The organism is Nostoc punctiforme PCC 73102, from assembly GCF_000020025.1.
GTDB classification, from domain to species: Bacteria; Cyanobacteriota; Cyanobacteriia; order Cyanobacteriales; family Nostocaceae; genus Nostoc; species Nostoc punctiforme.
The window spans coordinates 7,595,081-7,610,219 of sequence record NC_010628.1 but is presented as its reverse complement, the minus strand read 5'-3'; the positions used below and the strand labels follow the sequence as shown (position 1 = coordinate 7,610,219).

12 protein-coding genes are annotated in these 15,139 nt (G+C 41.2%); 10 read left to right on the top strand and 2 right to left on the bottom strand.

Features of this window, described 5'->3' with window-relative positions:
• Positions 1–28: 28 nt before the first annotated feature.
• From NPUN_RS31240 to NPUN_RS31225, 4 genes are all read left to right on the top strand, one after another.
• Complete coding sequence (locus NPUN_RS31240; protein ID WP_012412376.1) at positions 29–1,435, top strand: lysophospholipid acyltransferase family protein; 1,407 nt, start codon at positions 29–31, stop codon at positions 1,433–1,435.
• A 292-nt stretch (positions 1,436–1,727) separates the two neighbouring features.
• Positions 1,728–1,949, top strand: coding sequence for a hypothetical protein (locus NPUN_RS31235; protein WP_041565748.1), 222 nt, complete (start codon positions 1,728–1,730; stop codon positions 1,947–1,949).
• Positions 1,950–2,078: 129 nt separating this feature from the next.
• Complete coding sequence (locus NPUN_RS31230; RefSeq protein ID WP_012412375.1) at positions 2,079–4,697, top strand: sensor histidine kinase; 2,619 nt, start codon at positions 2,079–2,081, stop codon at positions 4,695–4,697.
• Positions 4,698–4,761: 64 nt separating this feature from the next.
• A complete protein-coding gene (locus tag NPUN_RS31225; RefSeq protein ID WP_052304667.1) occupies positions 4,762–6,525 on the top strand; it encodes a sensor histidine kinase in 1,764 nt (587 codons plus the stop codon).
• A gap of 100 nt (positions 6,526–6,625) precedes the next feature.
• Here NPUN_RS31225 and NPUN_RS31220 read toward each other — a convergent pair whose 3' ends face one another.
• Entirely contained in the window at positions 6,626–10,150 is a 3,525-nt protein-coding gene (locus NPUN_RS31220) for a WD40 domain-containing protein (RefSeq protein WP_012412373.1), read from the bottom strand.
• A gap of 351 nt (positions 10,151–10,501) precedes the next feature.
• Between NPUN_RS31220 and NPUN_RS31215 the strand changes: the two genes are divergently transcribed.
• The 3 genes from NPUN_RS31215 (at position 10,502) to NPUN_RS31205 (ending at position 12,802) form a co-directional block, all read left to right on the top strand.
• Positions 10,502–11,686, top strand: coding sequence for a hypothetical protein (locus NPUN_RS31215; RefSeq protein WP_012412372.1), 1,185 nt, complete (start codon positions 10,502–10,504; stop codon positions 11,684–11,686).
• A 141-nt stretch (positions 11,687–11,827) separates the two neighbouring features.
• Positions 11,828–12,205: a DUF1304 domain-containing protein gene (locus NPUN_RS31210; RefSeq protein WP_012412371.1), complete on the top strand. Its 378-nt coding sequence runs from the start codon at positions 11,828–11,830 to the stop codon at positions 12,203–12,205.
• Positions 12,206–12,298: 93 nt separating this feature from the next.
• Complete coding sequence (locus NPUN_RS31205) at positions 12,299–12,802, top strand: hypothetical protein (protein ID WP_012412370.1); 504 nt, start codon at positions 12,299–12,301, stop codon at positions 12,800–12,802.
• A gap of 28 nt (positions 12,803–12,830) precedes the next feature.
• Here NPUN_RS31205 and NPUN_RS38415 read toward each other — a convergent pair whose 3' ends face one another.
• Positions 12,831–13,043: a Uma2 family endonuclease gene (locus NPUN_RS38415; RefSeq protein ID WP_052304666.1), complete on the bottom strand. Its 213-nt coding sequence runs from the start codon at positions 13,041–13,043 to the stop codon at positions 12,831–12,833.
• 257 nt (positions 13,044–13,300) lie between these two features.
• Between NPUN_RS38415 and ureE the strand changes: the two genes are divergently transcribed.
• From ureE to ureG, 3 genes are all read left to right on the top strand, one after another.
• Positions 13,301–13,747 carry an urease accessory protein UreE gene (gene ureE / locus NPUN_RS31195; RefSeq protein ID WP_012412369.1) on the top strand — a complete coding sequence of 149 codons (447 nt, stop codon included), beginning with the start codon at positions 13,301–13,303 and terminating at the stop codon, positions 13,745–13,747.
• The gene (locus NPUN_RS31190) at positions 13,722–14,414 is read left to right on the top strand and encodes an urease accessory protein UreF (RefSeq protein WP_012412368.1); all 693 of its coding nucleotides are present in this window, start codon (positions 13,722–13,724) and stop codon (positions 14,412–14,414) included. The genes ureE and NPUN_RS31190 overlap by 26 nt, the downstream gene beginning before the upstream one ends.
• Positions 14,415–14,486: 72 nt before the next feature.
• Entirely contained in the window at positions 14,487–15,083 is a 597-nt protein-coding gene (gene ureG, locus NPUN_RS31185) for an urease accessory protein UreG (RefSeq protein ID WP_012412367.1), read from the top strand.
• Positions 15,084–15,139: the final 56 nt, after the last annotated feature.

The window sequence follows — 15,139 nt, the reverse complement described above, 5'->3', positions numbered from 1 at the left end:
CCGCTAGAAACAAAATCTGGAGAGCGACTTGCCTAGATCGATTCAGTCTACTCAACCACCACTGAAATTTATTACTCAACGGTTTAACCCGTTGGTACTCCAGATTGTTCGGTGGTTACTGCCGATCGCACTACGGTTTCGCACTCGCCCTTGGCTAACGGCTGGGATTGTCGGTATTGAAGCCAAGAATGTTGAGGTATTAGCTGAACTTTATCAACAATTCCAGGCTGGGAAAATTCGCTTTTTGTTAGCATTCCGTCACCCAGAGGTGGAAGATCCTCTGTGTATGCTGTATTTGCTTTCCCGTATTGTGCCACGAGTTGCCCGTCAGGAAGGTATTTCACTGCAATCCCTTGTTCACAGTTATTTTCTCTACGATCGGGGTATGACGGTTTGGGCTGGAAATTGGCTAGGTTGGTTATTTTCACGGGTGGGAGGTGTGCCGGTTCATCGCGGTAGGCGACTAGATCGGCAAGCAATCCAAACAGCACGGGAGTTATTTACTAATGGCGAACTACCGATCGCAGTAGCACCAGAAGGCGGTACTAATGGTCATAGTGGTATTGTTAGCCCACTGGAACCAGGCGTTGCTCAAATGGGGTTCTGGTGTGTAGAAGATTTACAAAAAGCCAATCGCACTGAAACTGTGATTATTGTGCCGATCGCTATTCAGTATCGCTACGTCGAGCCACCTTGGTCTAAACTGGATTGGCTATTGAGTAAGTTGGAAGCTGATAGCGGCTTGGCAGTTAAGGAAATTGATCGGGGCACTCAAGAAGAGATTTACTATCAACGCCTCTGTAGGTTAGCTGAATATCTCATTACTGAGATGGAAGAATTTTATCGTCGCTTCTATCATCAAGACATCCCGAAAACCAGCTCAACTGATGAATCTGCTAGCCCAAATCAAGTATTAATTGCCAGACTTCATCGCTTGCTGGATAAGGCTTTACAAGTTACTGAGCAATATTTTGGAGTTCAGGCACAGGGTAATTTTATTGACCGTTGTCGCCGCTTGGAAGAGGCTGGTTGGAATTACATTTACCGGAAAGATTTGCCAGATATCAATGCTTTACCACCCTTTAAACGCGGTTTGGCTGACTGGATTGCTGAAGAAGCAGACTTGCGGATGAGACACATGCGGATAGTGGAAAGTTTTGTTGCAGTCACAGCTACTTATATTCAAGAAAAACCGACAGCAGAACGGTTTGCAGAAACAGCGCTACTTGTATTCGATATGCTTTCTCGAATTCAAGATACAACACTTCCAGGGCGACCTCGCTTAGGTTTGCGCCAGGCACATATCACTGTGGGAGAGCCAATTTCAGTTACTGAACGCTTCCGCAATTCTCAGGGCGATCGCTATGCAGCTAGACAAGGTGTAAGCGATTTGACAAAAGATTTGCAAATTGCTTTAGAGAAGATGATTAGTTAGACGTAAATTCAGCAGATTTCAATAATCATTTTTTAGAGGGAAATAGACCTGCGCGGTAGGGGCAATTAATGTGACGCAAAGCGGCTACTCTTACGAGAACGCTTTCAGCGTTAGCACAGCGGTAGCGACGAAGGAGCGTCACCCGCAGGGTATTTCCCCTACCTGATAATCAGAATTTTGGCTATTGTTTGCGTAAGTCCTAATAGAAAGACACCTTACGCAAAGAAACAATGATGCAACTTGATTGATGGTTAGCTTAGTATTCAGAAGAGGATTGAAATTCCTCCTGAACATGAGCCAATACTTTTCGGTTAAACCCAATAATCTCTCTTTTGGTCTGGGAAAAGGTTACTGGGCTTTGGGGAAAGGGAAATTCAAACCCTTTTCCCCAAAACCCGAAAAGTATTGGAACATGAGCAACTCAATTAAGAAATTCAATCTAGTCCTTAAACCTTTACCTCAACTTCACTCAGCACGGGTTAAACGCCGCGCTATTCATGTACAGCAATTGTGAAGTGATTAGTTCTTGGATAACTGGTTCACCCGATTGGGTGAATGCGATCGCTGCATCCAGAACTACTCTGAAAGTAGAGGAACTTTTTATGCTGTTAGTGATAACGCCAACAGCCAAAAAAGTCTCATAATGGCTATGATTGCCTTGAATATTATGCCAATTGCTTATATATCAAAGGGTCAAAGAGTGGATGAAATTGTCAAATCACCGCATCAAATAGATTTCCAACCAGAGAATATGACTCTGTTGGAAACAATTGCTGCCAATTTACCAGGGATGATTTTCCAAATTCTGCAACGGCAGGATGGCTCTGTGTTTATCCCTTATGTTAGTTCTGGTTGTGAATATTTGTATGAATTAAAACCAGAAGCTGTGCAGGCAGACTTTCAGGTGCTATACAAACTGATTCATCCACAGGATATAAAAGCTTTTACAGAATCTATTACTGTTTGTAGTACCACTTTTAAACCTTGGCATTGGGAAGGTCGCATCATTACGCCTAGTGGCAAACTGAAGTGGATTCAAGGTACTTCGCAACCCGAACTACAAGAAGCAGGCGATTTTCTGTGGAATGGCTTAGTCATGGATATTACAGACCGAAAACAAGCCCAAGAAAAATTGCAAGAGAGCGAGGCTCGTTATAAAGCAATTTTGGATGCTATTCCCGACTTGATGTTTCGCATTAGCCGCGATGCTGAGTATCTAGATTTGAAAAGTGAGGGAGCAAATATCACTCTTTCGAGAGAAGAAATAGTTGGGAAACGCGTACAAGAATTATTGCCTAGTGATGTTGCAGCAATTAGCCTGGAAGCGATCGCTAAAACTTTAGATTCTGGAACTTTGCAAACTTGCGAATATCAACTAGCAACGCCTTTGGGAGTCAGAGATTATGAGGCGCGGTTGGTAGTGAGTGGTGAAGATGAAGTACTAGCAATTGTCCGAGATATTACAGAACGCAAACAAGCAGAAGTAACCTTACAAAATCTTGCTCAAAAATTTGCTAAAGCTTTTAGTTGCAGTCCTGATTCCATTACCATTAGTACGCTGCAAGAAGGGCGGTTTATCGAAGTTAACGACAGTTTTGTCGAACTCTCAGGTTATGAGCGAGATGAGGTGATTGGTAAAACTTCTTTTGAATTAAATTTTTGGGTAGACGATCGCGATCGCCTAAATTTATTACATCAGTTGCAAAGCACAGGAGTTGTTCGCAACTTGGAATTTGAATTTCGGCAAAAGTCTGGCAAGATAATTACAACGGTGCTTTCAGCCGAAATCATTGATTTAGATAATATCTCTTCGATCCTAGCAGTCCATCACGACATTACAGAACGCAAGCAAGTAGAAGCGCAATTTCGCCTATCAGCACAACGCGATCGCTTGTTGGCAGAAACTCTAGTGCGAATTCGGTCTTCCCTTAATTTAGAGGAAATTCTGCAAACCACCGTAACGGAAGTTAGACAATTTCTGCAAGCAGATAGAGTTTTTATTGGTTTAAATAATGCCAAGTTAGGAGTCAGAACCCTTGCCGAATCAGTAGATCCCAAGTATCCATCAGTCTTAGGTTGGTCTACTAATGATGAAGCTTATTTACAAGAATTGAGAAACTTACTAAAAGATAATCTTGTGCGTGTTGTTGAAGACATTACACAAATAGCAGTATCTCCCAAAGTTAAAGCACACTATCAAAAATTCCAAACAAAGGCTAGCTTGGCAGTACCACTGATGCTAGGTAATGAATTATTTGGTGCGTTAATTGCCAATCAATGCTCAGGTTCGCGTCATTGGCAGCCAATAGAAGTTGATTTGCTACAACAGATGTCAGAACAAGTAGCGATCGCCATTCAGCAAAGCCAGATATACCAAAAACTTGCAGAACTTAACACTAATTTAGAACAACAAGTCGAAGAACGAACAGCACAGTTGCAGCAGAAAATGCAAGAATTTGAAAAACTGGATCGGATAAAAGATGTTGTTTTGCATACAGTTGCCCACGATTTACGAACTTCGGTGATGGGTAACTTAATGGTGTTAAAGAATTTGTTAAATCAAAAAGTGGGGACTGGGGACTGGGGACTAGGGGCTGAGAATCAAGGACAAGGGGGAATTATTGAAAAAGTCTCTTCCCAATCCCCAATCCCCAATCCCCAATCTCCAATCCCAGTATCTCGCTCAATAATAGAGCGAATGATTCAAGGCAACGATCGCCAACTAGCGATGATTAACTCATTGCTAGAAATTAATTCCTGCGAACAACAGGGTATTGACATCAAACATGAACCTGTGCAACTTAGTACCGTGCTGGGAGGAACAGTCACCCACTTGGAACAGATGTTGACACAAAATCAAGCGACTCTGAAAAACTTGGTTCCCACAGATTTACCGTTAGTAATGGCAGATGGGACTCTGTTGCAGAAAGTTTTGGTAACTTTAATCACGCATAGCTTGCAAAATAATCCACCAGGATTAAATTTTATTCTTAGTGCCAGCATTGAGGGGGGAATGATTCGCACTCAGATTCAAGATGATGGTGTAGTAATGAGTAAACTAGAGTGCGATCGCCTTTTCGATCTCCATGTCCGCGATCCTCAAGATTGTTGTTCCACCAGCATTGGTTTAAAAATGTATCTTTGTCGGAAAGTTATTAAAGCACATGGCGGCAAAATCGGTGTTATTAGTAACCGCAAGCGCGGGTTAACTTTCTGGTTTACATTACCTCTAGCAACTTCATTCGCAACAAATCGCCCATAAATCACCAAAAAATGAGAGGGTGTTATTTATAGCAATGTTGAGTAAAGGAAACACCCTCGACAGTATGGGCAAAGTTGCTTGGATGCTAATAGCTACTCCATTTACAACAGTGCAAAGCTGGTGGAGAAAAACCTTTTCTGCACCCACAACAGATGAAACCACTACTCTTTACAGAGCTTGGCGTAACCGTTTTTTGTGGCAGAGATTGCGTTTATGGTTATGGCTGGCGCTGATTTGTTTGTTGTCTTTTACTTTGCGAGACATTCACGGCTTTTTCTTCTCTTTAAAAGAGTTGGAAAGTCTGCCAGAAATACTTCGAACTCAACGCCTTGTAATCAATATTGCAATGCTCCTGAGTATACTGATCTGCTTTGCCTTGCATAAAACTAAATTAGGTCGTAATCGTCCAGATTTATTATTTTTGGGGTCTTCTTGGGCAATTAGTCTCGCATCACAGTTATTTGCCACCCTGAGAGGTTTCGCACTACCCGATGCTATCGGTTGGTCACTGCTCTTCTTGAGCCAAGCTATATTAATGCCAGTCTGCTGGATTGTTCACTTGCTGTCTCAAGTGGGTGTGCTAGTTTACTATTTTGGTGTAAATACGGTGCTTGGGCTAAAGACACCAGTCCCCGAACACCCAGAAATATATAGTGTGACATTTCTTTTATACATTTTTTGGTTCTGTGCTATATGTGACATTGGTGTTTATCTATACGATCGCCTGCAACGCTCTGAATTTTACGCTCGTCAAGAACTGGAATCTGCCTACCAAAAACTCAAGGTTGCAGAAACTAAATATCGTAGTATTTTTGAAAACGCCGTTGAAGGGATTTTTCAAAGCAGTCCCGATGGACATTACATTACAGCAAATCCGGCTTTAGCACGCATTTATGGCTACTCCTTAGCGGAGGAAGTGACAGCAAATTCTACTGTTATTCAACAATTGTACGTCGATCCAAACCGCCGCGCCGAATTTGTGCGTCTGATGGAAAAGTATGGCAGCGTTTCCGAGTTTGAGTCTCAAATTTATCGCCGAGACGGGAGTATTGTCTGGATTTCAGAAAAAGCCTACGCAGTGCGTGACGAACAGGGAAAACTGCTTTACTACGAAGGTTTGATTGAAGACATTACCCAGCGCAAACAAACCGAAGAAGAACTACGAGTATTTTTCCATGCAGTTTCCCACGACTTACGTAACCCAGTACTGGGTACTTTAATGGTGCTGAAAAATTTGCTCGCACGTCCAGAGGAAAATATTTCGATTTCCCGCTCAATTTTAGAGCGGATGATTCAAAGTAGCGATCGCCAACTGAACTTAATTAATTCGTTGATGGAAGCTCATGTCAGTGAAGTGCAAGGTGTTGTTGTGCAACGTCAGCCTGTACAATTACTGACAGTTGTCGAAGCTGCGATCGCCGATTTGGAACCATTGCTAGAGCAAAATCAAGCCAAGCTGACAAACCTGGTATCCGCAGATTTGCCATTAGTGAATGCAGATCCCACCCAACTATGGCGAGTTTTTTCTAACTTAATTGTCAATGCTCTCAAACACAATCCTCCTGGATTGCTATTGACAATTAACGCTACCCGTGAAGGTGAGATGATTTATTGTACTGTTAGTGATAAGGGTGTAGGCATTAGTCAACAACAAAGCGATCGGCTTTTTGACCTTTACTTTCGGGGTGCAAATATCCGCAATTCTGTAAGTTTGGGATTGGGCTTATATTTATGTAAGCAAATCATCAATGCTCACGGCGGCGAAATTGGGGTGAACAGTGTATTGGATGCAGGGGCAACCTTCTGGTTTACATTACCTATTAGCTGAGAAGTTTGAAAGGAAAAGGAACGAACCACGGAGGCGCAGAGGTAACAGAGTAAGAGAGAAAAGAGATGTTTAAGAAGTGTTTCATATATTTGATAGATTATTAGGAAGCAGCGCCTAATGCTTGCAAAGTTGCCAATTGAGCTTCTGTTAACCCTTGAATTTCTTCCAGCTTCATCCCTTCATAAGGGCGAGGCGCTCTCCAAGTTTGCTCATATTTACCAGTTTGCAAATCCCAGACTTTGATGGTTTCGTCTAAGCTACCACTGAAAGCAGTCAATCTGGCAGAAGTTGCGTCTCCAAGGGAGATAGAAGCTACCACTAGACTATAAACAAGCTCTGAGTGACCCACCAAAGTTTGATAACATTCTCCTGTAGAAATATGCCAAAGTTTCAGATTGCGATCTACACTACCGCTAACAATAAACTGAGCATCTGGACTAAACTGCGCCACCATAACGGGGTCTTGATGTCCTACAAAAGTTTGGAGACATTTCCCTGTGGAAACTAACCACAGTTTCAAAGTTCGGTCAAAACTTGTACTTAATAACCACTGACCGTTAGGGCTAAAGGTAACTGACCACACGCTGTTAGTGTGTCCTGTTAAAGTTTGGCGGCATTCTCCAGTGTCAATGTTCCACAACTTAATCATCCCATCAAATTCACTACTTGCAAGCAGTTGACCATCTGGACTAAAGGCGACTGACACAACTGGACTATTATGTCCTTTGAAGGTTTTCAGACATTCACCTGTGTTAATATCCCAAAGTTTCACGGTTTGGTCATAGCTGCTACTGGCTAATTGTCTGCCATCTGGACTAAAAACGACTGTCCAAACCCAACTAGTATGACCGTGTAAGGTTTGTAGACAAGTTCCTAACTTCCAGTCCCATAATTTGATACTGTAGTCTGCACTGCCACTGGCAAGTAAAGGATGCTGGCTAGCGGGTTGAAATGCCACTGACCACACGCGGTTAGTATGTTCCCGTAATGTTTGGACTAGAGTACCGTTTTTAATATCCCAGAGCTTAATTGTTTGGTCTTCGTGTCCACTTGCCAGATAGTTGCTGTCTGGACTTGGAGCCAGGGATAATACGCTATTGGTATGTCCTTTGAGTGTTTTCGTGCAGCGTCCTATTTGAAGATTCCATAGTTTAGTGGCGTGGTCATCACCACCACTGACCAATTGTTGCTCGTTGGGATGATAAGCAACCGACCAAAGGCGGCTGCTATGACCAAGAAAGGTTTTTAGGCAATTTCCGCTGACATCCCATAATTTAACTGTGCGGTCAAAACTGCTGCTAGCTAACTGCTGACCGTTGGGACTAAATGCGATCGCAGTTACTGTCTGTCGATGTCCGCGTAGAGTTTGCAGACATTTTTGGCTTTTAACATCCCAGAGTTTGATAGTGTTGTCATAGCTGCCACTGGCGAGTAACTTACCATCTGGACTAAATGTTATTGAGCGTAACCAGCGATCGTGTCCTTGCCAAACACAAAAGCAATTTCCGGTAGCAACATCCCACAAGCGAATTGTATAATCTTCGCTACAACTGGCGAGAATTTTACCATTAGGGTGAAAAGCGATCGCCCAGACTCGACCTTCATGACCAACTAAAGTCTGAACTTCTGGGTTAAGCTTTTCTGGTGCAACCTCCCACAAACGAATACTTAAATCTTGACCACAACTTGCAACGATATTACCTTTAGGACTAAATGCAACGGCGTTAACTGAGTAAGTATGTCCTTGATATGTGTGCAGACATTGCCCAGTTTCTACATCCCATAACTTTACTAGATAATCATCACTAGCGCTGGCCAGATACCGTCCATCTGGACTAAAAGCTACACTCCACGCCCAATGTTGATGTCCTCGACAACGCACTAGTTGTTTAACTGTGCTAACATCCCAAATTTGAATGTCGCCTTTGGTGTCGCTAGTAGCTAAATACTGTCCATCTGAACTAAAAGCAACACTGAGTACACCACCAAAGGTTTCAGCAAAGACAGTTTCTCTAATTTTGACATTAGTAAAATTAGTGTTATGTAATGTGGTGTTGGCTAAGTAAGCTTGGCGAATAGCCAAATGAGAAAAGTCAAAGCTACTCAGGTCGGTTTGCAAGTAAGAGAATAGATTCAGCAGATTGCCCCCTGCATAGCCTGTTTGCACTACTGTTTGGTGTCGCAATTGGGCTAAAATTTTGCAAAGTTGCTCCTCAAGTTGGGCTTGTGTGTCGAAGTGGGTGAAAAGCCGCTCGACTAATGGATGCAGAATAAATTGAATTTGGGCTTCGCGCACGTAGTCTTGAGTTTGAGCTTCAATTAAGGCGTGGTTTTTGAATAAGTTGAGTTCGCCTCTAATCATCTCCCGCTCAATAGTCTGGATAAATTGTTCTGTAACATATTCCATAATTACGGGTTGTTGCGTTAACCCTGTCGCTGCTGTTTCTACAAGTGAGCGTCCCTTGAGTGACTCCAAAGCTTCTAAGAGTTCTCGCCAAGGTACTTGCGGCAATATTTCTGTTTGTAACTTCGTTGGTGTTACTCCTTCTCGGTTAATCGCTAGCCAGTACATAATCTGCTGTTGCAGAGGCGATAAACGCTCGAATTGTTGCCTTAATAAGTCCCACAAATCGCTAAAAAGTGTATTACCTTGTGCCAAAAATGCTTGTGTGTCACCACAAAATATATCTTGAATAGCGGTGGCGGCAATTTTGAGGGCGAGTGGATTACCACCAAAGTAATTAACCAAGGTTTGATGCTGAGGTGTTGTATCTAGCCCTTTGTCCATCAGTATTTGCTGACCATCTATTGCTGAGAGTCCTGATAGAGAGAGCGATCGCACAGGTAACTTTTTTCCTGACCGCACCGCAATTCCGCCCGGTTTTTCCCGTCCGGTGACAATCAAACAACTTTGGTGCAGTTCATCGCAGATCCGCTCAAATAGCTGTTGGTATCCTTCAAACCCTTGTTGGTACTGTCCACCCCGGTTTCCACTTTGTAAAATTGACTCGACATTATCAAAAACCAATAAACAACGCTTCTGCCGCAACTGTTGCATCAAAATACTAATTGAACTATTGATTGTTGCCTCTGAACCCATCAAAATCGGCAAAATCTCGGCCAATAAAGTATTTAGTGGCAATGCTTGCCGTAAACTACGCCAAATCACATATTCAAACTGAGACTGAATTTGCCCTGCAAGTTTCACTGAGAGAGTAGTTTTGCCAATTCCACCGAGTCCAAAAATCCCGACGAAACGACAATGTTCATTCCCAATCCATGTTGCTAAAGTTTGTAATTCTGCTTGACGACCGTAAAATCGAGAAACATCTATGGCTTCTCCCCAATCTTGTGTAGTGCTTTGGGATTGCTGATAGCGATGCAGAACAGCTTGGATATTTTTTTTAGTGACATCTTCACCAGTGGCTTGGGAGAGCGATCGCCACAATTGCGAACCGACCTGTTTAATATAGTCGTTTTGATAACCTAGTTTCTCCGCAATAACCTCATAGGTTTGTCCTTTCCAAGTTTCCAGAAAGACCACAGATTTAACATCATTGAGCCTTTGCCCAAAGGTAGAGTGTAAAAGAGCATTGACTATTTTGAGTGCCTCTTCTGCCGTCATCGCTCAATAAGATCCACGCATCGTTTAAGTATTATTTAACTTGTCTGTTGTTGCTGGGAAGATTATGGCAAAGTTTACAATTGTTTACACTAACTAGTCAACTTTTCTCACCGACAGGGCGATCGGGCTTGGATTTTAATTAGGAAATACAAGAAGTTCAATAATTCATCTTCCTCAATTAAATAGGAAAAAGTTGATAGAAATACTGCGATTGAAAAACATCAGTAACTTTCTATTCGTTTTAATTAAATGAATTTTGGCAACTTGTGACAGAGCAATAGCGGTAGCTAGATAATTAATCACCTAGCTAGCATTGTGAACTTATTATTTAAATATTTTGAGGATATAACAATGAAATCTCAACTAATTTCTGCATTAACCATTTTTACCATATTAGGATTATCCCAGCCAGCAAAAGCATATAATCTTGAAGCTTGTGCAAAAGACCCAATGAACGCCAAACCTGAAACGATCAACTTACTTCAGCCTCTTGACAAAAAAATGGTGAATTGTATTCCTAAATTGGATTCAATCGCTAGTCAATGGCAATCAAAAGCAAATAGTATTTCATCTGCCATAAATGTAGTAAAGATAGGTAATCAAGGTGAAAGTAATATTGAAAAGCTTGAATACAATGTAACAGGCAATACAGTTGCTCTGATTGCAAAGGTTCAGGCTAAACACACTTGGAAAGAAACAATTCCGGCGGTAAAAACAAAAGTTCCTGTTGATAAATGGCGCTGGGTAGATATTCCTTATCCTGATGTCAGATGGCACAAAAAATGTAAATTGGGTGTTTGTGTAAAAGTGCCAGAGAATTTTACTAATTACCGAAAAGAGAAAGTACCTTATACAGTAATGGAAATAAGAACAATCACACCAGAAAAGGTTGTATCTACTACTGCTTCAGCTACCTGTAAGTATAATTACACTTTCAATTTATCAACTCTTGAACAAAAACCTGTCTTTAACTGTGGTCAAGGTTGGACAGGTAATATCAAGCTAGATGCAAGTGCAATTACCAAAATCCTCAATGGAGAAATGCCTACCTTGGGTAGTTTAATAACTAGTATAAATCTTACACCACCTCTATTTAAGGATGCTAATCGTGATACTTACAATGACGTTAAAAACGAAATAATTGCTAGTCATGCAGGTTCAATAGTATACTTTTCTTCAGAATCCTTTGTTAATTGGGCATCCGTAGAAAACCAAGGAGCTAATGGAATTGCGGCTGTTATTTCTGGGGGAGCATACGGCGCAGAGCTTACTCGCCAAATTGCAGAAAGATTAACAATAGAACTTACCTTTATGAGTGCTTTTGCTTCTCAAACTGCAATCAATTTAGGTGTTGATCAGATAATATCGATGATGACAGGAAATAGCGCATTAAATCTTGGCGGTTATAAAGTTTCCGTAAAAGTGGTAAACACCCCTAACGTGATTCAAAAATGTGTAGTTAACGGTGATTGTCTTCCTGAAATAAAGTCACCACGTTTAGGCTTTGCTATCATTGCAACACCAATTAATTCATAACTTGACTAAGGATGAGGGTGCAGTGAGGCGATCGCACTTTACCAAATTTATCAAAAAAAAGATAATCGCCCTCATTCTTTCTTGATAAACTACTACAGCACTCGTTTTCATTAAAAATTTAGCTATAGGAATCAGATTGATATGGAAATGATTCTCAAAGTTCTCATTGGATTTATTGCCTTGATTCATGTACTTTTTCTAATCGTACAGATGTTTTTCTGGAATACAGACTTTGTTCAAAAAAGAATAGTCGGAGATTTCACTCCGGAGCAAATCTCTGCAATACTTGCTCAAAACCAAGGCTTATATAATGGATTTATTGCTGCTGGCTTAATCTGGGGATTATTTATCTCACAGTTTCCACAAGTTGAGCCTTCTTGGATTTGGATTTTCTTTTTAATTTGTGTAGCGATCGCAGGTATTTTTGGTAGCATTACTTTGAAACGCCCAACAGCATTTTTAATCCAATCAATACCTGCAATATTGGCTTTATTCTTGCTGTGGTATCCTCATTTTTAAAATTTTATTACTAATATAACTATTTTGTGTATGGTATGAGTTTAAATAATTATTTTAACTTCCTCAATCAAGAAAATAGATAGAAACTTCAAAATGGAACCATCATCCTCACTAAATGAAGCAATATTGCAACTTCTTGCTCGTGAAAACGACACATCTCCAACTGCTGGCGCATTCTCGTCGGTTTCAGGTGTCTTGGGTGGCTTCAGCATAACGCTTGTAGTACTAGCATTAACTCCTGGTACAATTGCAAGTAATAGTGGCAAAGACTGGATTGTTGCTTTGGTTCTTTTATCAGCAGGACTTTACATCTACTCATCCGGTATTTTCGCTAACTCGATTAGTTATAAAGATGAGAAGGTCAAACAGAAAGTTTTTAAATCTGCACTTGTGTTATTTCACTTATCCAATCTGCTTTTATCAGTAGGATTATTGCTTCTGACCTTTCAGTTTCCTCTTTTATATGCAGCAAGAATCGCTGCTATGATTATTGTATTTTTTGCATTTGTCGTTGCAGCTATCAACTTTTTCTGTAAACTTTCAGGTTCAATATCATCAATTTTGGAATCAATATTGGCATCTGTATCTAGCGGTTAGGTTTCCATAAATATTATCGAATTTGCTATTATTCAGGAAAAAATAAACTGATAGAACAACAAAATTTCGGTAAAAGTGGCGATGTGATTTCATCATCGCCTAACAAAGTAGCAACTAAAACAAACTGTACTTTTTCCCGCCGATAAACTTCAACTTGTTTAGTAAAGCGATCGAGAATCCAATACTCACGCACGCCTTGAACTGAATAAAGTTTCAGTTTTGCTTCTTTGCTTTGACACAAACTTGTTGATGACGGCGGTGAGGAGTGCGAGTCACAAAGAGCTCTCCATTAATAATTTCATAGCGTGTCCACTCATTTTCGGGTAGAAGCTCTAAATCGTGAATTGTTCAGCGTACTCCCTCAACGGCTTGGTTCATGATTGTCCCTGTTTGACTCGTTGCCTTTGTCTGTTTAATTTTATCTTTTCTTCGGGCAAGGCAACTATGGGGTTTAAATTAGAACCATAATGAAAAGCAAAAGTTCAGGCAAAACTCTATATGCTGACATTTACCCAACTTAAACCACCTAATGGCGATGCCACAGTCACTTTTACTCTGGCGCTAACAGCAGAAGAACGCACTCGCAGTCGTCATCGCTTTGAAACGGAAGATGGTAAGGTTGTGTTTTTACATTTACCCAGAGGAACTGTTTTACACGATGGCGATATTCTGCTAGAAGAAACCCATAACAGTTTAATTAGAATTATTGCCAAACCAGAACTAGTAGTAACTGCTTTTGCCCAAACACCACTTTTATTATTACGGGCAGCATATCATCTAGGAAATCGTCATGTACCTGTAGAAATTACCCCAACTTATTTACGCTTCTCCTCAGATTCAGTTTTACGTGCGATGTTGGAACAACTGGGGTTAGAAGTTAAAGAAGAAATTTTACCGTTTCAGCCAGAATTAGGAGCTTATGGACAACACCATCATGCTCACTGATAATCATCTTTTGAGTATTTTACAGTTGGCTAGCCCCGCTTTACCTGTGGGAGCATATAGTTATTCTGAAGGCTTAGAAATGTTGGTAGAAAATGGTACGATCGCTAACCACACACATCTCAAAGATTGGTTAAAAGCAGAGTTACTCTATGGGGCAATTCGGTTAGAGGCGGCGGTGATGGTACGATCGCAGCAAGCTGTAAAAATAGGTGATGTAGAGTCGGTATGCCGTTGGAATCTGTGGTTATCGGCTGCTAGAGAAACAGAAGAATTACGTGCCTCTAGTTGGCAGATGGGGCGATCGCTCATCCAATTACTTGGTAAACTAGAACCGCAGATTATACCTATTGCCAATGCTGTAGGTAATCCTTGCAATTATGCGATCGCTTTTGGCATTGCCGTTGCCCATTGGCAAATCAGTATCCAAGCCGCATTACTCGGATATCTGCATAGTTGGGCAAGTAATTTGATTACTGCGGGCGTGAAACTTATCCCCCTTGGACAAACAGCAGGACAGCAGTTATTGCTAGATTTACAACCATTATTTAGCGTTGCGGCGTTAGAAATTCTAGCCTTAGAGGATGATGAACTCGCTTGTTGTAGTTGGGGTTTGTCGCTAGCGAGTATGCAGCATGAAACACAGTATACAAGGTTGTTTAGGAGTTAGTCATTGGTCAAAAACTAAGTCTCGATAACCATGTACCAAGGACAAATGACAAATGACAAAGGACAAATAAAAATGAATGCATTTCGAGTGGGGGTTGCTGGGCCAGTGGGTTCGGGAAAAACGGCTTTGGTAGATGCTTTGTGTAAGGGGTTGCGTGAGCAGTATCAGATTGCGGTGGTGACGAATGATATTTATACTCAGGAGGATGCTCAGTTTTTAGTGCGTTCTCAGGCATTGGCAAGCGATCGCATTTTGGGTGTAGAGACTGGTGGTTGTCCCCATACTGCCATTCGCGAAGATGCTTCGATGAATTTGGCGGCAATTGAACAGTTAGAAGAACGTTTTATCGATTTAGATTTGGTATTTTTGGAAAGTGGTGGTGATAATTTAGCTGCTACCTTTAGTCCCGAATTGGTGGATTTAACAATTTATGTCATTGATGTTGCAGCTGGGGATAAAATTCCTCGCAAGGGTGGACCGGGCATTACCAAGTCTGATTTGTTGGTGATTAATAAAACTGATTTAGCACCTTATGTTGGTGCAGATTTAAGTGTGATGGAACGAGATGCTAAAAAAATGCGCGGCGATAAACCTTTTATTTTTACTAATTTAAAAACTCAGTCTGGACTTGCAGATGTAATTAAATTTGTTTGCACTAATATCTGTTGAAAACAAAATGGGAAGCCCTATGTTCAGGTAGGGGCAATTCATGAATTGCCCCTACA